Genomic DNA, 20830 nt, shown 5'->3' on the forward strand with positions numbered 1-20830 from the left:
AGCTTATTGTTTCGTATTTTACGATAACCCTAGTGTACGATCGATAAGGTGATTCGGTTCTGGTGGGAGTCAGCCACCAGAGGTAACGGGGAAAGTTCGGTGCAAATCCGGCGCTGTCCCGCAACTGTGAACCAATGTGAGATTCAGAAACTAAATCGAAAATCTCAAATTGAGTGAGTCAGGATGCCCGCCGAAATAGATTTATTAGTTTCACATATCTGCGAGGTACAGATGACTACGACTGTAAATATTTCCCCAACCAGCCCAATGGAAGTTGCCGAACATACTTTATTTGTTTGCAAAACCTGTGCTAGTGTTTGGCAAAATGGAAAACGTTTAGGTGAAAGTGGTGGTGAAAAACTTTTACACCAACTTCAGCAGCTGGCACAAGATTGGGAGTTACGAGATCGATTCCCAATTCAGGAAGTTGAATGCATGAGTGCTTGTAATCGTTCTTGTGTAGTTGCCTTTAGTGCCAAAGGCAAATTAACATATTTATTTGGTGATTTAGCTGTTGATGGCAGTGCCTCTGCTGTGCTGGAATGTGCTAGCCAATACTATGCCAAAGCAGATGGTTTGCTGCCTTGGTCAGAGCGTCCAGAAGCAATGAAGAAGGGCATTTTAGCAAAGATTCCACCTTTATCTAAATGATCCGCGTTTTGATTTTGGGTGGGACGGGTGATGCAGCAGAATTAGCTGCCAAAGTTACGACTATCCAAGGGTTAGAAGTAATCACCTCTCTAGCTGGACGCACCCGCGAACCGTCAGTACCGCTGGGCGATTTGCGGGTTGGAGGCTTTGGGGGTGTGGCTGGATTGGCTAGCTATCTGCGAGTCATGCAAATCGACTTATTAATTGATGCAACCCATCCTTTTGCTAGTCAGATTTCCTTCAATGCGGCAGATGCAGCAACGGAAGTTAGAGTACCCCGTTTGATGTTAATCCGTCCGCCTTGGGAAAAAGAAAGTAGCGATCGCTGGATTGAAGTTGATAGTGTTGCAGCCGCAGCAATAGCCCTGCAAAATCAGTCACAGCGGGTATTTTTGACAGTTGGCAGGCAAGAACTGGCTGCTTTTGCTCATTTGGAGAAAATTTGGTTTTTGATGCGGATGATTGACCCTCCTGGCGAAGATGCTTTAGTACCGCCGGGGATGGTATTGTGCGATCGCGGGCCTTTTACCCTCAATAATGAAAGACAAATTCTGATTGAGAATAACATTGATACCATCGTCAGCAAAAATAGCGGTGGCGATGCGACAAAGCCCAAGATGATTGCCGCGCGAGAACTGGGCGTAAAGGTTGTGATGGTAAATCGTCCAGCCATACCGCCAGGGGAGCAGGTTAATAATGTTGATGCTGCTTTGGCGTGGTTATCAGCTCGCTGCTAGGTAAATAGCCAAGATCGATCGTACAATCTTTCCTAATTTCCGTATAATACACGGGAGCCTTCTACAAGATCCGCGATCGCAGCAACGACTTCCATGAAAAATCTAGCTCTATCTGCCATAGCCCTCGTCACTACATCTGGATTAGTTTTCGGGACAATGCCAGCTGCTTCTGCTTTAAGTTGGAACTGGAATTATTCTGGTACTGGCATAGCGGCGAATGGTACTTTCACCACTAATGACACTCCTAACGATTTGGGTTTTTACTCAATTACTGGAATTACTGGTACGCGAAATGGTGAAACAATTACCGGTTTGCAACCCGCTGGGACTCCGATCCCAGGAAACGAACCTTTTAACGTTGATAATTTAATTAGTCTTAATACTCAGCAGTTAACAGGTGATGGTTTTGGGTATTCCACTTCTGGAGGAAACTATTCTAGTCCATTTTTCGCGAGTTTTTTGCCAACACCAGGTTATTTAGAGGTATTTTCTGCGCCGCCAATCATACCAGGTTTTGAAAATTTAGGATTAGAAGATAGTGAGTTACCTATTAGTTTTTCTGCAACCATAGTCGCTGTTCCTGAACCCACTTCTATCCTTAGCCTACTCATTCTTGGTACTCTTGTTGGCGCACCTTCATTACTCAAACGCCACAATCTATCCAAATTTACTCAGAAGAAGCTCGAAAAAGTTTCCTAAAACCATCAAAATTCAAAATTATACCCTTACAGGTAAGCAAGCTACGCGTAGCGTCTTGTAAAAAAGAGAGTTTCAGATGGGAATTTAAAGCCCGATGGTAGCTTGCTTTTTGTAGGGTAACTTGAGCTAAGTACAGTTTTGCGTATAAAGCGTAGCGTTTTTAATACAAGCCAATGCATTCACGATGCAAGTCAACGCATTTACAATGCAAGCCAATGCATTCACAATGCAAGCCAATGCATTAACACTGCAAGCCAATGCATTCACAATGCAAGCCAATGCATTCACAATGCAAGCCGATGCATTGGCATTGTAGAGTATTGCCAAATTTAATTCGCTATGAATTAATGAAATGCTGTACTAAGTGTTGACAAGTGTTGACGTTCGGTCTTAAACCCTTAAATTTACGAGAAAACTTGCGATTTCTCTATAGGCTCTTGGAGACACACAGATTAAAGTAATATAGCAACGGTGGTATCATTGCATCAAAATGATACCGTAATTTTGTCTAGATATAGAATTCTATCGCCCTGCGGACGGTAGATTATTTCTAAAAGGAGTTTGCTGCAATGTTCACAAAACCAACTACTCGATTAATTTTAGAGACTTTACTCCCCCATCTCAAAGTAGCAGCAGCCTATGCCAATTTTCTACAACCAAAAATTGCTGCACTTCCTGCCAAAGAACAAGCAAACAACTTTTTTAGTGCTGCTCTTACTGACGCAGATGTGGCTATTCAAAATCTAGTAGAAGTAGTATTACTAGGCACTTTCCCAGATATTCGCTTTTATGGTGAAGAATATGAAAGTTCTAATAATACCAAATATTTTCGCGCTACCGAACTCGGCTCAGAAGGTGATTATTTAGTCACACTCGACCCGATTGATGGCACGAAGTTTTATATGGATGGACATTCTAATTACCAAATTATTCTCAGTATTCTAAATGCGGATGACTTTGAAGCAGTAATTGCGATTTCTCCTGCCCAAAACATTTATTTTTACGCCCTTCGAGGTGAAGGTGCTTTTAAAGGCACACTAGACATGAACTTAGAAGCCTGTGCCCCATTAGATATAACATCCGCCAAACCTTCTATTTTATTAGGATGGGGAATGAATTCCATCGCAGATTTATTAAAAGATCGATATAAAGTAATCGATATAGCAACTGATTACTCTAGTGATATTCAAATTCCCAATCTCAATGGTATTCTCACTGGCGACTTGAGTGGAGCAGTCATTAAATCGGGCAAATTTCTTGATAGTGCTGCACTCGCTTTTATTGCAAAAGAGGCTGGCTGGATTGTAACTACTCTGGACGGTTCGACTTTACCGCCACTGCACACTTGTCAAAACTATAGTATGCCTGGATTGATCGTAGCTGCCTCAAAATCTGTTCATCAAGATTTATTAGCAGCGATGCAAAGCTTTAGGAGTGGTGAGTAAGAAGTAATGAGTAATGAGTAATGAGTAATGAGTAATGAGTAATGAGTAATGAGTAGTAGTTGTGAATCTTCCCACTCTAAGCTTGAGAATTCACTACTGGGAACTGAACTGGATACCGTTTTCCACAAATCATATTTTTTGGCTAAATGAAAATCTGTATTGTTGGCGCGGGTGCGATTGGTGGATATTTAGGGGCGAAATTGGCACTGGCAGGTGAAGAGGTGACATTAATCGCGCGTGGTTCTCATTTGGAGGCAATTCAAAAAAATGGGCTGAAGTTACTTATGGCAGACGGTTCCAGCCAAATTGTTACTCCGATGGCAACGAGTGATATTCAGTCAGCTGGGTCACAGGATGTAGTAATTTTAACTGTGAAGGCTCACAGTGTATCTGCGATCGCACGCTTTCTCCCTACACTCTACGATGCTCACACGATGGTGGTGACAGCCCAAAATGGCGTTCCTTGGTGGTACTTTCGTCAACATGGCGGTGAGTATGAAGGTACGCGGATTCAATCTGTTGACCCCGATGGGATTATTGAAGCTAATATCGGTGCTGAACGCGCTATTGGTTGTGTTGTTTACCCGGCAACTGAGATAATTGAACCAGGTGTAATTAAACATATTGAAGGCGATCGCTTTACTCTCGGTGAAATCGACGGCACTAAAACCGAACGCATCCAATTACTGGCACAGACTTTAAAACAAGCAGGATTCAAAGCACCAATCCGCAATCAAATTCGCACGGAAATTTGGATCAAGTTGTGGGGAAATGTGGCGTTTAATCCGATTAGTGCCCTGACTGGTGCTACTCTAGAAGATATTTGTCGCTATCCCCTCACTCGCGAACTAGCGCGACAAATGATGACTGAAACTCAAGCGATCGCAGAAAACTTAGGTATAAAGTTTGGCATCACTTTAGAACAGCGAATTAATGGGGCAGAAAACGTTGGTTCCCATAAAACCTCAATGCTACAAGATATCGAAGCCAGACGCGCTACGGAGATAGATGCGATTGTTGGCGCGGTGGCAGAATTGGGAAAACTTACTCAAATTCCCACACCTCATATTAATGCAATTTATGCCAGCGTCAAGTTACTGGAGGCGACTAAGTAAAATTTTGACTGGTGACTGTTGACTACGGTGTACACACAAGTCTCTTGACCTGCATCTTTGTTGCATCAACCTGCACCTTTGTTGCATCGACCTGCACCTTTGTTGCATCAACCTGCACCTTTGTTGTATCGACCTGCATCTTTGTTGTATCAACCTGCATCTTTATTGTATCAACCTGCACCTTTGTTGCATCGACCTGCACCTTTGTTGCATCGACCTGCATCTTTATAAATATTAAAATTTTTCCTTCCTGTATGTCACAGATATATCTGCTCGATTGATGTGACAGTTTAAGGTACAGAATAGAGGTTATAAAAAAGTGTAGAAAAAACCCAATATTCTAGAGATGTGATGAAATACACCTTTTTAGACCGTTAACAGTCAACAGTCAACAGTCACCAGTCAATAGTCAATGAAGAAAAAGAAAGTATGGCTATCAACGATACTAGTTGTAGCAGTAGTAATCAGCATCCTCATCGGACATAGTAATTCTCTCAAAGCTGCCTCACCTTTAGGGAAAGACACGCTGACGTTGATTACTTCCCCAGATTATCCCCCTTATGAGTTTTATGATACGAAAGGAGGCGATCGCCAAATCGTTGGCTTTGATATAGATATTGCCAAAACCCTTGCTGAAAAACTAGGGTTTAAACTTCAAATAATGGAATCGGATTTTAATGGCTTAATCCCTGCACTCCAAGCAAATCGCGCTGATTTTGTCATGGCTGGGATGACACCGACTCCAGAACGTCAAAAAAATATTGATTTTTCAATTATTTATTACGAAGCCAAAGATACCATTGTCGCTCCTAAAGGTAGCAACCTCAAGCAACCCCAAGACTTATCAGGAAAAAAGCTTGGGGTACAACTAGGAACCATCCAAGAACAAAATGCTCAGAAAATTGCTAAAAAAGTTGTGGGTATTCAGCTAAAGCAACTCAACAGAGTGCCGGAAGTAGTTCAAGAAATCAAATCTGGGCGAATTGATGCCGCAATTGTTGAGGATACCGTCGCTAAGGGATTTGCCCAAGCTAACCCAGATTTAGAATTTAATACAATTCCCTCAGAGCAGGCAAGTGGATCGGCGATCGCTTTTCCCAGAGGTTCTTCTTTTGTAGAACCGTTTAACAAAGTCCTTCAACAAATGAAGGACGATGGCACATTGGCTAAACTAGTAACCAAATGGTTTTCAGAGAATACTACCGCCAATTCTGCATCTTCAACTGCTGCCAAAGGCGGATTGAATCTCGACTTCACCAGAATCCTTCCCGACATTCCCTTTATTCTGCGGGGAATCCCGTTAACTTTGTTGTTTACCCTATTATCTGTAACCTTGGGGTTAATGTGGGGAACAATCCTGTCTCTCTTAAAAATTCTCGGCATCAAGCCGCTAACCTGGGTTGCTAACGCCTACACCTCTGTTTTTCGAGGCACACCTTTGCTATTACAGTTGGCATTAGTTTACTACGCAACACCCCAGCTTACAGGCTATGACATTTCAGCATTGCAAGCAGGGGTGCTAACTTTTACCCTGAATTCTGGCGCTTATATGTCGGAAACCATCAGAGGTGGGATTCAAGCGGTAGATAAAGGACAAAGTGAAGCGGCGATGTCTATGGGTGTTCCCTATTGGTTGATGATGTGGGATGTGATTTTACCCCAAGCATTGAAGAACATTCTCCCAGCATTGGTAAATGAAACTATTGGATTGCTCAAAGATTCCGCGCTGGTGTCAACGATTGGAGTGGTGGAAATATTACGCAGCGCCCAAATCGTTGGTGCAAACAAATATATTTATTTTGAACCACTGCTATTTGCAGGATTAATCTACTATGTTTTGGTAATGGGTATGACCTTGGGTGCATCCGCTTTAGAAAGGAGGTTACGGGAAAGTGAGTAATGTAGTCATTCGCACGGAATTCTTATGTAAATCCTTTGGCAAACTCGACGTACTCAAAGATATTTCCACTGAGTTTTACCAAGGGGAAGTGGTTGCCATATTAGGCCCTTCTGGTTCGGGTAAGTCTACCTTTTTACGATGCATAAACTTGCTAGAACAACCCACCAGAGGCAGAATCTACTTTCACGACCAAGAAATTACCAAGCCCAAGGCCAACATTGCGAAAGTACGTCAGCATTTGGTGATGGTATTTCAACATTTTAATTTGTTTCCCCACATGAATGTGCTGGAAAATGTCACCTACGCACCCATCAAGGTAAAAGGTGTTAACAAGCAAAAAGCAGCAGAACATGGCTTAGAATTGCTTGCTAAGGTAGGTTTAGAAGAAAAAGTGTCTGTGTATCCATCCAAATTATCTGGGGGACAAAAACAGCGAGTAGCGATCGCGCGGGCATTAGCAATGGAACCAGAGATGATTTTATTTGATGAACCCACCTCTGCTCTAGACCCCGAAATGGTCAAAGATGTGCTGGAAGTGATGAAAGGTTTAGCGCTATCTGGTATGACAATGGCGATCGTTACCCATGAAATGGGCTTTGCAAGAGAAGTTGCCAATCGGATTATGTTCCTCGATCGGGGAAGTTTAGCAGAAGATACTACTCCTAGCGAGTTTTTCCAAAATCCTCAGTGCGATCGCGCCAAGCAGTTCTTGGAAAAAATGCTTTAGAACAATTGAAATTCGCCGCTTTTTTTGTATTCCTGAAACTTTTCTAAAACGGGGCGAAGATTTGGCATTAGCGCAGGTAAATCAGCCAAATCAATTACTATCGGCACAGACAAATATAATAGTTGTACTCCTGGATAAGTCAAAGCAGCTTCTAACCATTTATATCAACTTTGGGTGAGTTTAGGCTTCTATCACCCTAGTAAACGCGCACTCACTGAACTTGCGATCGCAAATCAAATTTGGCAATACCCTGCAATGGCAATGAATTCGTCGGCTTGCATTGTTAATGCGTTGGCTTGCATTGTTAATGCGTCGGCTTGCATTGTTAATGCGTCGGCTTGCATTGTTAATGCGTCGGCTTGCACTGTTAATGCGTTGGCTTGCACTGTTAATGCGTCGGCTTGCATTGTTAATGCATCGGCTTGCACTGTTAATGCATCTCAATGCAATGCCAATGCGTTCCTCTGAAACGGTATTATCCCTACTTTCTCAAACGAAATCGCACCGGCATTCTATCAGGCGGATAAATTAAAAGGTTCTGCTGTAACTGTTCCAGAGATGATCGGCCGTTAACCAACTCCCAGTCAAAGTAGTAAAGCAGTAATGCCAGCATCATCGTTCCTTCCAGCATTGACAAATGCTCTCCCAAGCAACGATGAGAACCTGAGCCAAAGTCTATCATTGGCAGTTGACTACTTTCCTTACTCTTCTCTAACCAACGCTCTGGCAGAAATTCATCGGGATGAGAATAGACTTCTGGATCTCGTCCAGCAGCAAGCATTGACCAGAATATTTTCGTGCCACGAGGAATAACCGTACCCTCAATAACAGTGTCACGTTCAGCCTCCAATGAAGTCGAGCCTGAAGCGACTGAATAAAGGCGCAAAGTTTCCTTGAAAATAGCGCGGATGTAATTCAATTCCTTGAGGCTTTCTCCATTAATACTGCCTTGACTTTCCCAAGCTTGGTCAACAACGGCTTGTGCCTTCTGAAAAACTCTTGGATTTAAGGCCAACTCTCCTATTGCAAAGGATAAAGTATGGGCGGTGGTATCAGTACCAGCGATTAAAAGTTCAATAACTTCTGCTACTAGTGTTTCCCGATTGTATTTTGGTTCTTTGGCAGCTATTTTCACTAACATTGATTCCTGGAACAAAGGACTTACCTGTGGTAAATTCGTCTGATTTTGTTCTCTCATCTGTAAAGCTAAGTCTACACGGGGAGTAATAAACTCCTCTAAATATCGCCTTGCTGCCCAATAATCTCGTGAATTCTTAGTTGGCAGATATTTCATCCATATCTTCTCGCCAGTAGCTACCCGTAGGAACCGATAGCCCACAATAGACATTGCCTCGTACACCTTGAGAACATCAAGGGGTTGTCCTTCATGAGTAGCAACGTTTTTATCCACAGGAATGCCCAGTACAAGAGAGGAAATCACCCTCATTGTTAGTTCTACAAACAGAGGATCTACCTGAACTTCTGGTGAGGCAGCTGACTGAATTTTCTCAATTATTTGTTCGCAAGCTTGGCTAATAATTTCCACATATTTGGAGAGACCGCTAGAACTGAATTCAGGATTCCAAGCCTTGCGTCTGTACTGCCACTCATTTCCGTTTTGACCTAAAAGAATGGGCCCACTAATGTCGTTCCAAGCTTTGCTAGCTCGCTGTGACCTAATTAGGCTACCGTCTCTCATCCCATTAACAATGGTGTCTTCGATAACTTTTGGCTTACTCAAAACGAGAACTGGATAGCCAGTCCAGTAAACATACATTGGGCCTAGCTGCTGGCTCCAATCAAACAATAATTGGAAGAATTTCTTCTCTTTGACTGCTGCTAATACTTGAGGAATATTTCCTAATAGCCAGTGTCTCTTAGGAGAGGGAAAGGACTGTAGAGATTTGTAAGTATTCTTTTGTTTCCACCACCGCCAACCAAATATTCCCGCTGTGCTAGTAATGCCTAAGGCTGTAACTAAATATGGAAATGAGTCAGAAAAAGTAATTTGAGCAGCAATCTCTTGGAACATAAATCCGCCTTTGCCCAACAAAACTTAGATTATTCAGATACTACCGTATTGTTTCTAGATTGGTTCAGCGCGGTTCTCAGTTAAGTGGTTTGTAAAGAAAATCTAAAGCTAGCAAACAGCGATCGCCTGAAAACAGGATAATGCAGCTGAACAGGTTAATCCTTCCCATTCAATCTAGAATTATGGCATCTACACCGAAAATCCTCGCCTTTGCTGGCAGCACCCGGATAGATTCTTACAACAAAAAACTGGTAAAAATCGCGGCAGCTGGCGCTAAGGCAGCAGGCGCAGAAGTGACTTATGTAGACCTCCGCGATTTGCCCTTACCTCTGTATGATGAAGACTTGGAAGCTCAAGAAGGACTACCAGCCAATGCCCGCACGTTTAAGGACTTGATGATTTCTCATCAAGGATTGCTGATTGCTTCGCCGGAATATAACAGTTCACTCACAGCAGTTTTGAAGAATGCCATTGACTGGGCATCCCGTCCATATCAAAATGAAGCACCGTTGGCTTTGACTGCTTTTGCAGGGAAGGTTGCTAGTATTATGAGCGCTTCCCCAGGCGCTCTTGGTGGTTTGCGGGGGTTGGTTCACCTACGGTCTATTTTGGGAAACATTAAAGTTTTGGTACTTCCCGACCAAGTAGCAGTATCCAAAGCTTATGAAGCTTTTAATGCTGATGGCACGTTAAAAGATCCGAAACAGCAAGAATCTATTGAGCGGTTAGGCGATGGCTTAACAAATATATTGCTGAAGCTTAACTAAATTCTTCAGGTGTTCAGTAAATAACGAACACCTATAAATAAATGTTTTAATGCCTAATAGGGATAAAGTCGAGCTTAGAGAGTTTGAGAAAAAATCAGTGCTACTGAAAAGCCTTTTCATAGGGTGAATCTTTGCTAAATATTAGTGTTCCTAATTCTTAAGGTATAAAATACTTACCGAAAACGTCAATTTCGGTAAGTATTTTATGCCTTAAAACAGCGCTAAATTCAAGATTGAGAACTGAAATTACTGAAAAAATGGAATAAGGTAGGTAAAAGTTATGGCAAATATCATTGGAACCAGCGGCTACGACATACTACAGGGTGGTATTGGGAATGATACTCTCATTGGTGGTACTGGGAATGATTCTTTAACTGGTGGCGGTGGCAAAGATAAATTTGTTTACAACTTAGGTGACGGCACTGATACAATCACTGATTTCGGTGGCATAGGTAAAGGAACTAACCCGACAGCAGCAGTTATCGCTGAAGTGGACACCATCAAATTCCAGGGTACAGGATTAACTGCTCGAAATTTACAGCTGCTCCAGAATGGCAACGATCTGGAAATCTCCTTTGAAGGGAATGCTAATACCGTAGTTATCCTGCAAAATTTCAAACTAGAAAATTTAGAGAATTTGAAAGCTTCTGGAGGCAAACCAGCAATTGGTAATATCCTGTTTGACGGGCAAAATAGCATCACCGACAGCTTTAATGTCCTCGATTCCAACTCTACTGATACTAGCCTGGGCATCAAGAACACAGTAACTTTCCTCAATGACCTCAACAATAACATTACGGGGTTAGAAGATTCCAATGATGTAGTTAATGGTCAAGGCGGTAATGACAAAATCGATGGCTTGAGTGGAAACGATTTGCTGCGAGGTGGTGCGGGTGATGATACCCTCATTGGTGGTGCGGGAAATGATACCCTCATTGGTGGTACGGGGAATGACTCCCTTGCTGGCAATAATCTGCTTTCTGGGGGCTATGGCAATGATTATCTCTCCATCTCTGGCTACGAGAGCTTTAGCTACCCAGACTACGACTACAACTCTCGCTCGTCTGGTAAAAACACCCTCAACGGTGGCGCGGGTGACGATAACTTGAGTGCTAGCGGTTCAACAGGCAATAATTTGCTTTCTGGGGACGATGGCAATGATAATCTCTCCATCTCTGGCTACTACAACGGAGGTAACTACGGAGCCGACGACTCTCGCTCGTCTGGTAAGAACACCCTCAACGGCGGTGCAGGTAAGGATACCTTGAGTGCTGGCGGTTCAACAGGCGATAATTTGCTCTCTGGGGGTGATGGCAATGATTATCTCTCCATCTCTGGCTACTACAGCTATATTCCTAGCGACCCCTACTCACCCCGCGATGTCTCCATCACATACGAGTCTCGCTCGTCTGGAAAAAACACTCTTAATGGTGGTAGTGGGGACGATAACTTGGATGCTACTAATTCAAAAGGTGATAACTTACTCGATGGTGGCGCTGGCAATGATTATATCTCCGCCTCTAGCGCCTTTGGTAAGAACACAATCTATGGTGGCAGTGGCAATGATACCCTTATAGGTGGTTTTGGTAATGACACCCTCTATGGAGGAACTGGTACTGATACCTTTGTTTTCAATAATTACAATAAAGGTGTTGACAGTATTTATGACTTCAACGCGACTAATGAAGTGATTCAGGTATCGGCTGCTGGCTTTGGCGGTGGGTTATCAGCAGGTTCGCTTAAGACAAGTCAGTTTACCCTCGGAACATCTGCGACGACAAGCAATCAACGATTTATCTATAACAGTGCTACAGGTGGACTGTTCTTTGACATTGATGGCAGCGCGTCTGGATTTACTCAGGTAAAATTTGCCCAACTATCTACTGGATTGTCACTCAGCGAAAACAATTTTGTGATTGTTTAATCGGAATTAGGGACTTCTAAATAAAAAAATATCCCAAAACTGACGCAAAGTTCTCTTTATACGGACATGATAAAAATTATGTCCGTATAAAGATTTCAAATTGGTAAATCATCGGCGTGATTGTTATTGGCAACAGGACATCCGCCTGATGTTTGGCGATTATCTTTGCTAAAGCATCATCTGAAATATCATTAGTTGCATTTGCAATCAGGTATCATAAGAGGTTAACCAGATATTTATTAACAAAGGAATCGCCAGTTAGAGACTTGATATCCAAACTAAACAGTTAAAAGTCCTTTTATGCTAAAAATTTCTAACCTTAACGTTTATTACGGCGAAAGCCATATTCTCCGCAATGTAGATTTGAGCGTACCATCTGGGCAAATGGTTTGCTTAATTGGACGCAATGGTGTCGGAAAAACTACCTTACTCAAAACTATCATGGGTTTACTCAAACCCCGTAGCGGTACTATTAATTTAGCTGAAGAATTAATCAATTCCAAATCCCCAGACCAAAGGGCAAAGTTGGGAATTGGTTATGTCCCCCAAGGACGAGAGATTATCCCTCGGTTGACAGTTAAAGAAAATCTACTGCTGGGATTGGAAGCTAGACGCAAACCAGTAAAAAAAGCAGAAATTTCAGAGGAAGTTTTTAGTTTATTTCCGGTGTTAAAAACCATGCTTTCGCGGATGGGTGGTGATTTAAGCGGAGGACAGCAGCAACAATTAGCGATCGCACGTGCTTTAATGGGAGAACCTCAATTACTCGTCTTAGACGAACCCACCGAAGGTATTCAACCCTCCATCATCCTAGAAATTGAAGCCGCAGTCCGTCGCATCGTCGAAACCACAGGTATTTCGGTGTTATTAGTAGAGCAACATTTACACTTTGTCCGTCAAGCTGATTACTATTACGCTATGCAAAAAGGTGGTATTGTCGCCTCCGGTTCCACCACCGAACTCAGCCAAGATGTGATTCAGCGCTTTTTAGCTGTTTAATTTTTGATACTTCTATATCAATTGTGTCAGCAGCAATCAAGTCTGCCGCTTCTTGTAAAAGCTCATGTTGTTCCTTTTGAATTGCTTCCAAACGATAAGAAATTTCTGCTAATCGCTGTTGTTTAGTTGGTTGAGAATCTTCAGGTAACAAAGCTGGCAGGTTATCAATTGTTTCAGTAGCAGTCATTCGTTGAACAGCAAAACTCCCAACTTTAGTTAAAGATAGAAAACTAACTTTAATCAAAGTCTGAAGCAATTTTAACGGAACCTTGAGTATTGACCAACTAGCGGTTTCAATTAAGCGGACAATTGCTTTGATGATGCTCCAAATTAGAGCAAGTGCAAACAGCAAAATTACTACACTAATAATTGGGTGATTAGCTGCCCAACCTAGTATTTGAACTAACCTAAAAAATATCGGGTGTTGTGTCAGCCAATCACTTGCAGAAGATGCGATCGCTGTTTTTACTGCTCCCGATGTTGTACTCTTAAATTGCTCCGCTGTTTGCAAAGTTTGCTCTAAACTTGTTGTAACTGTATCAATTGCTTTATCAGTCGTTGTAGTGGCTGTTGTCTTCAAAGACTCACCAGCTTGTTGTGCTGAGTTACTTAGAGAGTTAACGCTTCCGCCGACAAAATCTTTCACATTTTGCAAGCGTTGTAAAACTCCATTAGGTAAATGTACGTCTATTTGGGATGCCATAAAACATTTCACCGAGGTTGAAATCGAACCCGTAACCCATCTTTAGGACGATTGCTGGGAAAAAACACGGTTTCTAAACTTTGATTGGGTAATATCTCCCAATGATAATTGCGTAGAAGATGAGCAGCAATAATCTCATAATTCGCCAATGCTGGGCCATGCAACGCCGGCATCATCAAGCGGCGGTTTCTGCGGTGTTCCTCTCCATCTTGCAGAAAAAGCGATTCACCCAGTAATGTCTTGAAATTATCAGGCCATCCCTCGCGCCAAGAAAAATTCTCCATTTGGCTTGACAAAACCAACTCTAATGCTTCCGGCCCGACCATCACTACGGTCGGTCTGCCAAGAAGATGAGTTTTGAAGATGGACCCATACTGGCGATAGCGCTTTTTAGCGAAATCGCGGTCGAAAACAAAGGAGAGTGTTTCACCTAATATAGGCAAACCATAGCTTCCAGGAGGTATTTGATGACTTTTCATATCTCTAAGGGTAGCTATGAAAAAGTTAACACGATATTCCAACTCTGCTGCGTTAGCAAAGCTCGCCGTAGGCATCGCAGCACTCCAAAATATTCTTAGTACTTTCAAATATCTTTGTCTTTTGCGCCCATAACTCAAAACCTGTCATCTGTCATTATATTTTCCAAGATTACATAATAAATTTACATAAATTTAATATTACTTTTTATTCAATAAAATTGCTGAACGTTAAGATGTTGTGGATCTATTGTTGAAAAGTAAAAATTCTATGCATTTGGATTTACCACAACTGATTAAATCACTCGGCTATTTTGGAGTCTGGGCGATTGTATTTGCTGAATCTGGCTTGTTAATTGGTTTTTTTCTGCCTGGGGATAGTTTATTGTTCACCGCTGGATTTGTTGCATCTCAGAATTTATTGAACATTTGGGTTCTGATAATTGGTGCTTTTGTTTGTGCAGTCTTAGGTGACAATGTTGGCTATGTGACTGGGCATAAGTTTGGCAGAAGACTATTTAATAAGGAAGATTCCTGGCTGTTTCATAAAAAACATCTTGTAAAAACTCAAAACTTTTATCACCAGCACGGTAAAAAAACGATTGTTTTGGCACGCTTTTTACCGATTGTACGCACTTTCGCGCCCATCGTGGCTGGGATTGGTGCAATGCATTATCGCACATTTATGTCTTACAACTTAATTGGTGGCTTTCTTTGGACATTTGGCATTACCCTGTTAGGGTTTTTCTTAGGAAAATCTCTGCCACCTGAACAGGTAGATAAGTATTTGTTACCGATTATTGGATTAATTATAGTTATTTCTTTAGTACCATCGATTATTCATTTTGTACAAGAAAATAGAGCAAACAAAAGTTGAAATCTTTTTCGGATTTTGTGTAGAGATTAAGTATATTTATTTACTGGAAGTTGATAAAATTTGCTAGTGTATGGCTCGACTGTCTAACGAATTAGAACGCTATTTTTTTGAAGAAGACCGACAATCAAAAGTAACTTTACTAGTGGCATTGGTTTGGGGTGGTTCTAGTCTTCTTGACATTATCAAGATTTGGCTAGGTCGGTAAATAGCAAAAATACTACTTGAAGAGAATGACACATAAACATCAGAGGTTGATAATACCCTTATGACTTCCTTAAACATCAACCTCTATCTGTTCCTAGAAAATCTTCTCTTTTTCCTTATTGCCACACTTTTTATTGTGGTTGTGAACTGGGGGTGGAAAAACACAAAGCCTTATACCCTACCTTTACCATTTCCCAGTTGGTATAAAATTTGGTTTGGCTCAGTGATACTACTAGGAGTAGTGCCGCCATTAGTAGTCATGCTATTGTGGGGTGTATGGTGGGGCGATCGCACGATCTTAATTGTGCTTGGTTGGTATTTTATCGTATTCGGGTTGCAAATCATCTCTGAAAGCGTGGCACTCAGGCAGTTGCAAAATGTTGTGTGGGTAATGGTTCCTTATATATATCTCCCTTACCGCTTCTGGCAGTTATATGAGGGTTTGACGCTTTTGGATTCTACAAGCGAGTTGCAGTGGGTACGATATGTATTGATTTTTGAATTAGTGATGTGGATTGTTAACTACGCCATTGATGTATCTCAATTGCCGCGGCTGTTTCGTTGGGAAGTACAATCAAATGACGTGAGCTAGGGATTAATCGCAGAATTAGCCATTTTTACTAAAGAAGTGCGATCGCCTGCTTTCAACCCAAAAACATATTGCACACCCTGTTGTCTCCAAGTCAAGGTAGCATCTGAGCAACCAGCACCACAAGTAAAATCTACAAAATAGCCAGTAATGCCCTTAGCTAAGGATACACGTTTCCCAGTCAGGCTGGGTGTTTTGCGGGTTATGGCTTCAGCAGAAACAACCCCGAAACGACAGGCAGAAGCACCATTACAGTCTGGAGTATAACCCAGTAAAATATCATACTTTTTTTGCGTAGCAGCTTCTATAGTTGCGTAAATTGGATTTTCCCCATCCGACTCAGGAATAAATTTCGGTAAAAGAATCCGAATTTGAGTTTTTTGCTTTAATTTAGGCAGAATAGATTTAAAAACTGGGTTTGGCTGAGTTTTACTCTGCTGTGCTATCAATTGGGACTGGTTATTTATATTGGCAATGGCTGACTTATGAAAGCTGCTGACACTGACTAATAAAAATACGGCACACGCAGCACTAGTATTTCTAAAGTTTAAAATCATCTTTGAAGACCTATTCGCTCAAAAGTACTTATTTGTAATACCCAGTTTTAGTATAAAAATACGCAGGGAGCATCCCATTTTTGTAGAAATCCTAATTAATGAGTGTAGTATGGGGATAAGACAATACTGACTCGAAGCATAGCCATGACCCCGGAAGAACAAGAACGGTTACAAGCAGCAGTCAAAGAAATCGCGGCGATTCTGTATAAAAATACATCACCATCTGAGTTACAAACCTTGGAAGGAATCGAAAAAACAGTGCGATGCCTACGGCGGTAAACAACGCAGGACTGGTGAAGTTGGCGCAGCGAAGCATCGCTTTGTTTGTTGATTTAGCAAAAAAACAAGCTACACAATATATTGTGCCCCTACGCGTGTAGTCTATTCAATTGAAAACTGCTGTAATCCTTAGCCAGATGCAACCTAATTAATCTTAATTTCCGATTTTATCTTGGCAATCTGAGCTTAAATCAAAGTTTTGACATTCTCTAGCTTCCGACAATTTCCTAACCATATTACCAGGCTGATAATTTATTAAAATTCCTGCAACCGCAGCTAGTGTAACAACAGTAGTTAGTCCCAACAAAGTGGCTCGTTTTCTAGGTTTGATTGTACTGATGAAATTATCTAACCCAGTCGCACTACCAACAACCTCAATTGTCCCAAGTGCTTTTAAAGCAATAGCCGCATTAGCATAGCGACGTTTTCGGTTACGTTCCACCATTTTCATCAACCACCACCGGAAACGCGGACTGATTTGAGGAACTAATTGCTGGAAATTAAAGCGATAGTTATCATCAATTAATTTGCCAATCTCAACAGAACGGGTATTAGTAAGTAAGCAAATTAGTGTTGCTCCTAAACTATATAAATCTGATGCCTCAGTCAGGGAATGACCAAACTGTTCCTCTGGTGGCATAAAACCTGGAGTTCCGGCTATAAAGCTGCTCAGAGCTACTTTCGCACCCTGTATTCTAGCCAACCCAAAATCAACCAGGTAAGCATTTAGTTCTTCATCAACCAAAATATTCTCTGGCTTAATATCCCGATGAATAATTGGCGGAACTTGCTTTTGCAGATAAACCAAAATTTCTAAGATTGACAGAGCAATTTGCTTAATTTCTTCAGGATGAAAGCTGCGTTTTAATCCCAAGGATGGGGCATTTTTATATTCCTGTACCAGATAAAAAGCCCCTGGCATTTCAAAGGAATCTAGATAGCGAGGAATGCGGGAATGATTCAGTTGTTGCAAGATTTCAATTTCGCGCTGATATGGTTTCACACCTGATAAATCAGTACCTGCACGAGCAAAACAAAACTCTTTAATTACCACTTGTTGATTAGAATTGAGGATATTAGCTAGATAAGTAATCCGTCCCCCTTCTCGGTTGCGTCCTAGTTCGCTGATGACTTGATAACCAAGTTCTGAAAAATCTGGATGGTGATTTAAGGGTATTACCCTTTTATCTCCATTACGCACATCAAGCTCCATTTCACACACCATACGAGTTTGATTATGTCAAGGCGCAATTCAAAGATTAAGATCCACTCACCCAGATTGTTAGCCCCATTTTTACCTTGCTTGGGCTAATACATATCGGCAGAAAGGCGAAATGATTACTTTTGCTCTAGCCAATCGACAATCTGGGCATTGACAATATCTGGAACCTCATCGTGAGGACAATGACCGGCATTGGGAATGGGAACAATTTTGATATCTTTGCCATTCTCCCGTGCCTTTTCGTAAATCTTGGCCCCGGTAATTGGTGTCCAGGGATCGTCAGCACCCCAAATTACTAATAAAGGACGTTTTACTTTGGGCAAAAGTTCCTCTGGACTTGGGCCAGGAGGAGCTGTGAGAATAGATGCAAAGACTTGTTGCGCTCCTGGATCGCAAGAGGGAGTATAAAGTAAATCGACCAATTCATCGGTGACGGCTTCACGGTTCCGGTAAACTTGGTAGAGGGTGCGGCGAATTTGGGCTTTTTGGCGGATGCGGTTATAGACAAATTTACCTGTAATTGGCGATCGCACAAACCGATTAAAAGCTGCCATCACCATCCGTAGCGGCGGATTCAATTCGTGAGGACGATGGCTCAACCCACCCGCAGAGTTAATTAAAATACCACCAGCACCAATTTCTGGATGTTCTACCAGTACAATCAAGCTCAAAAGTGCGCCGATGGAGTTGCCAATAAATACAGCAGGTTCTTGGATGTGTGCTGTGCAGAAATCTTTCAACAGTTCCACCCAAACTTCCACAGTGTAATTAATCGGCGCTTTATCAGAACCGCCAAAACCTAAAAGGTCTATAGCAAATACCTGGTAGCCAGCATCAGCTAAAACTGGGATATTTTTGCGCCAGTGTCCAATGGAAGCACCGAAGCCGTGAACCAGTACCAAAGGGCGTCCCGTACCCATGACAGTGTACTGAATTTTGTAACCCTGCCAAGTCCAAATGAATTTTTCAAAGGCGTCTTGAGTTGGAAGCTGTTGTGTAGTTACAGTCATTAATAAGATTCATAAAGTGTTTCTTCAAATATAGTAATGTTCTCTGACCAAAATCTGAGTGCTGAGTGCTGAGTAAAAAAGCAATAATCACACTCATAACTCAACACTCCTAACTCCTAACTCAGCACTCAGCACTGATGAGATGTTAGTTCCATCTACCCCAAGGGATTAATAAGTCGAGGGATATCAAATAGCCCTGTGACTTTTTAGACGAATGGTAGTGTGGGATGAAATACATAACTCAAAGTAACTTTGCTCAAATGAGCAAAGTTGTTCTTGCTGCAACCTCTGTAGCAATATTTTCGCCAATATCTTCTGCCTATGCAGCTTTAGGGTTCTCTACCATCGTCGCTCAAATAACAGATAATTCCACACAACAACAACTTTTAGCCCATAAGGAAGTAGAAACAAGGAATCACACCACTATCCAACGGCAACCTGTGACTACAGAAAGCCGTAACGTTTCGGTAAAAGCGAAAAAAACAGGTTTTAGCCTTGCCATTTGGCAACCATCTGGTAACTTTTCAGAAGTGATTGCTCGCATTTCTGTTAAAAGTAAAAGTGGCCAGGGCTATTTAAAAGAGCAGTTTTTGGGTGATTACAAGTACAAGATTAAGCAAAAAGCAAAATTTGTTAAGGGGTTAAAAGCTAGCGATCGCATCGTCGTGCGATTGTATGATGTTCAAAACCGTTTTATTGGCTATAGCGAATTTGAATGTTTGTCGGCAAGTACCACAGTTAACCTGATTTTGTCAGCCAAACCTAGAGAATACCAAGTCGTTCGCACTGTTTATGGTGTTGATGCTGACCAAAACGGCACTATTGACGCAGGTACTACCACTTACGACTACTTCACCCAAATCAGGAACCAACGTGTTATTTTCCTGAGCAGTTCCCAAACTTTTCAAGGTAGTCAGTTCCAAGTAGAAGGTTTGTCAAAAATTGCCGGAACCAGCGTTTATCCCGTTTCTTTTACTCAGGGTGATTATGCTTTAGTGCGTCAGTCCTTCGTGAATGTCTTTAATTCCGACTTGGCAAAGGTTTTGCAAACTACTCCTGGCAGTTTGGTACAGGTGATTGAAGTCAGCGATAACTCTAGCTACGACATTAGCCAAATGCTAATGAATTATCACCAAGTCAGACTGTCTCGCCCTCTCCAGGTTGAGTTTTCTGATGTTTCCACAGACTACTGGGCTAAAGATTTTATTGCTAAATTAGCCTCGATGGAAATTATCGAAGGTTTTCCTGATGGGACTTTCCGCCCAGATGCACCAGTAACTCGTGCCCAATTTGCGGCAATGCTGCGAAAAGCGTTTGCCAAGAGGAAAATTCGCCAAGCGATCGCTTTTAAGGATGTCTCAACTCAATATTGGGCTTACAATGCCATCAGCGAAGTTTATCAAATGGGCTTTTTAAACGCTGTTATTGGCAAAGGTTTCAACCCCAGTCAAAAGCTTTCTCGGCTTGATATTTTGGTAGCATTAGCGCAAGGATTAAATTATCAAAGCAGTGGTTCCACGGATACGATCTTATCTGTTTACAGCGATGCAACTACTATTCATAGTGAATATCGCAGTCTGATTGCTGCTGTAACACAACGCGGTATAGTCGTCAACTATCCCAATGTAAACTTGCTAAATGCTGAACGGGTCGCAACCAGGTCTGAAGTATCTGCTTTGCTATACCAAGCCCTGTCTAGCACCGGAGAAGTAGCAAACATCTCCTCGCAGTATGTCGTTGGACAACAACAAGTTGCAGTTGAGGATCAAACTGAAACTTCAACAGAGGGCGTCAAACCGCGTCGCCATTGCAACCAAGGAATTGGTAATGGTGCTGAGGGCTGTGACCCAGGTAATTCTCGTCCTCACGGTGGTAGTAACGATGAAGGGGGACGTACCCGTGGTAATAAATAATATT

At 42.0% G+C, this 20830-nt stretch carries 22 protein-coding genes, 1 pseudogene and 1 riboswitch; of the genes and pseudogenes, 16 read left to right on the plus strand and 7 right to left on the minus strand.

The features are described from left to right. The first annotated feature begins 37 nt into the window (after positions 1–37). A riboswitch (cobalamin riboswitch) is annotated at positions 38–209 on the plus strand. 22 nt (positions 210–231) lie between these two features. The 8 genes from AC1F2U_RS23320 (at position 232) to AC1F2U_RS23355 (ending at position 7274) form a co-directional block, all read left to right on the plus strand. After that, positions 232–651, plus strand: coding sequence for a DUF1636 domain-containing protein (locus AC1F2U_RS23320; protein WP_480263300.1), 420 nt, complete (start codon positions 232–234; stop codon positions 649–651). Beyond that, positions 648–1388, plus strand: coding sequence for a cobalt-precorrin-6A reductase (locus tag AC1F2U_RS23325; protein ID WP_480263260.1), 741 nt, complete (start codon positions 648–650; stop codon positions 1386–1388). Before AC1F2U_RS23320 ends, AC1F2U_RS23325 begins: the two co-directional genes overlap by 4 nt. Positions 1389–1481: 93 nt before the next feature. After that, positions 1482–2087 carry a PEP-CTERM sorting domain-containing protein gene (locus tag AC1F2U_RS23330; protein ID WP_480263261.1) on the plus strand — a complete coding sequence of 202 codons (606 nt, stop codon included), beginning with the start codon at positions 1482–1484 and terminating at the stop codon, positions 2085–2087. Positions 2088–2656: 569 nt separating this feature from the next. Beyond that, positions 2657–3532: an inositol monophosphatase family protein gene (locus tag AC1F2U_RS23335; RefSeq protein WP_480263262.1), complete on the plus strand. Its 876-nt coding sequence runs from the start codon at positions 2657–2659 to the stop codon at positions 3530–3532. Between the two features lie 146 nt (positions 3533–3678). After that, entirely contained in the window at positions 3679–4647 is a 969-nt protein-coding gene (locus AC1F2U_RS23340; protein WP_480263263.1) for a 2-dehydropantoate 2-reductase, read from the plus strand. Positions 4648–4704: 57 nt separating this feature from the next. Next, entirely contained in the window at positions 4705–4878 is a 174-nt protein-coding gene (locus AC1F2U_RS23345; RefSeq protein WP_480263264.1) for a hypothetical protein, read from the plus strand. Positions 4879–5059: 181 nt separating this feature from the next. Beyond that, positions 5060–6547 carry an ABC transporter permease subunit gene (locus tag AC1F2U_RS23350; protein ID WP_480263265.1) on the plus strand — a complete coding sequence of 496 codons (1488 nt, stop codon included), beginning with the start codon at positions 5060–5062 and terminating at the stop codon, positions 6545–6547. Beyond that, on the plus strand, positions 6540–7274 hold the full coding sequence (locus AC1F2U_RS23355) for an amino acid ABC transporter ATP-binding protein (protein ID WP_480263266.1): 735 nt from the start codon (positions 6540–6542) through the stop codon (positions 7272–7274). Before AC1F2U_RS23350 ends, AC1F2U_RS23355 begins: the two co-directional genes overlap by 8 nt. Before the next feature lie 233 nt (positions 7275–7507). On the opposite strand, the gene AC1F2U_RS23360 is transcribed toward AC1F2U_RS23355, so the two are convergent. After that, complete coding sequence (locus AC1F2U_RS23360; protein WP_480263267.1) at positions 7508–7702, minus strand: hypothetical protein; 195 nt, start codon at positions 7700–7702, stop codon at positions 7508–7510. 53 nt (positions 7703–7755) lie between these two features. Next, positions 7756–9306, minus strand: coding sequence for a cytochrome P450 (locus AC1F2U_RS23365; protein WP_480263268.1), 1551 nt, complete (start codon positions 9304–9306; stop codon positions 7756–7758). Positions 9307–9488: 182 nt separating this feature from the next. Here AC1F2U_RS23365 and AC1F2U_RS23370 point away from each other — a divergent pair, with 182 nt between their 5' ends. The 3 genes and pseudogenes from AC1F2U_RS23370 to urtE all read left to right on the plus strand — a co-directional run bounded on the left by AC1F2U_RS23370 (position 9489) and on the right by urtE (position 12996). Further along, positions 9489–10073, plus strand: a complete 585-nt coding sequence (locus AC1F2U_RS23370; RefSeq protein ID WP_480263269.1) for an NADPH-dependent FMN reductase — start codon at positions 9489–9491, stop codon at positions 10071–10073. Between the two features lie 280 nt (positions 10074–10353). Then, positions 10354–11997: pseudogene (locus AC1F2U_RS23375) on the plus strand (calcium-binding protein); the annotation flags it as partial. A gap of 300 nt (positions 11998–12297) precedes the next feature. After that, the gene (gene urtE, locus AC1F2U_RS23380; RefSeq protein WP_099101646.1) at positions 12298–12996 is read left to right on the plus strand and encodes an urea ABC transporter ATP-binding subunit UrtE; all 699 of its coding nucleotides are present in this window, start codon (positions 12298–12300) and stop codon (positions 12994–12996) included. Here the strand turns inward: urtE and AC1F2U_RS23385 are convergent. Together AC1F2U_RS23385 and AC1F2U_RS23390 are read right to left on the minus strand one after the other, a co-directional pair. Then, positions 12959–13699 (minus strand): hypothetical protein, encoded by a 741-nt coding sequence (locus AC1F2U_RS23385; RefSeq protein ID WP_480263270.1) that lies wholly within the window; start codon positions 13697–13699, stop codon positions 12959–12961. The genes urtE and AC1F2U_RS23385 overlap by 38 nt on opposite strands. 8 nt (positions 13700–13707) lie before the next feature. After that, the gene (locus tag AC1F2U_RS23390; RefSeq protein ID WP_480263271.1) at positions 13708–14253 is read right to left on the minus strand and encodes a cytochrome P450; all 546 of its coding nucleotides are present in this window, start codon (positions 14251–14253) and stop codon (positions 13708–13710) included. A 193-nt stretch (positions 14254–14446) separates the two neighbouring features. Between AC1F2U_RS23390 and AC1F2U_RS23395 the strand changes: the two genes are divergently transcribed. From AC1F2U_RS23395 to AC1F2U_RS23405, 3 genes are all read left to right on the plus strand, one after another. Further along, positions 14447–15052: a DedA family protein gene (locus tag AC1F2U_RS23395; RefSeq protein WP_480263272.1), complete on the plus strand. Its 606-nt coding sequence runs from the start codon at positions 14447–14449 to the stop codon at positions 15050–15052. 70 nt (positions 15053–15122) lie between these two features. Continuing rightward, the gene (locus AC1F2U_RS23400; protein ID WP_480263273.1) at positions 15123–15257 is read left to right on the plus strand and encodes a hypothetical protein; all 135 of its coding nucleotides are present in this window, start codon (positions 15123–15125) and stop codon (positions 15255–15257) included. Between the two features lie 60 nt (positions 15258–15317). Beyond that, a complete protein-coding gene (locus AC1F2U_RS23405; RefSeq protein ID WP_480263274.1) occupies positions 15318–15848 on the plus strand; it encodes a hypothetical protein in 531 nt (176 codons plus the stop codon). Here the strand turns inward: AC1F2U_RS23405 and AC1F2U_RS23410 are convergent. Beyond that, a complete protein-coding gene (locus AC1F2U_RS23410) occupies positions 15845–16402 on the minus strand; it encodes a hypothetical protein (protein WP_480263275.1) in 558 nt (185 codons plus the stop codon). The two genes, AC1F2U_RS23405 and AC1F2U_RS23410, sit on opposite strands and share 4 nt — an antisense overlap. 144 nt (positions 16403–16546) lie before the next feature. Between AC1F2U_RS23410 and AC1F2U_RS23415 the strand changes: the two genes are divergently transcribed. Then, the gene (locus tag AC1F2U_RS23415; RefSeq protein ID WP_335043913.1) at positions 16547–16681 is read left to right on the plus strand and encodes a hypothetical protein; all 135 of its coding nucleotides are present in this window, start codon (positions 16547–16549) and stop codon (positions 16679–16681) included. A 154-nt stretch (positions 16682–16835) separates the two neighbouring features. Here AC1F2U_RS23415 and AC1F2U_RS23420 read toward each other — a convergent pair whose 3' ends face one another. Both AC1F2U_RS23420 and AC1F2U_RS23425 read right to left on the minus strand, forming a co-directional pair. Continuing rightward, positions 16836–17894: a serine/threonine protein kinase gene (locus AC1F2U_RS23420; RefSeq protein ID WP_480263276.1), complete on the minus strand. Its 1059-nt coding sequence runs from the start codon at positions 17892–17894 to the stop codon at positions 16836–16838. A 125-nt stretch (positions 17895–18019) separates the two neighbouring features. Continuing rightward, positions 18020–18913, minus strand: a complete 894-nt coding sequence (locus AC1F2U_RS23425; protein ID WP_480263277.1) for an alpha/beta fold hydrolase — start codon at positions 18911–18913, stop codon at positions 18020–18022. Between the two features lie 227 nt (positions 18914–19140). Here AC1F2U_RS23425 and AC1F2U_RS23430 point away from each other — a divergent pair, with 227 nt between their 5' ends. Beyond that, on the plus strand, positions 19141–20826 hold the full coding sequence (locus tag AC1F2U_RS23430) for an S-layer homology domain-containing protein (protein WP_480263278.1): 1686 nt from the start codon (positions 19141–19143) through the stop codon (positions 20824–20826). Positions 20827–20830 lie beyond the last annotated feature (4 nt).

The sequence above is a fragment of the Nostoc sp. LEGE 12454 genome (assembly GCF_056620565.1).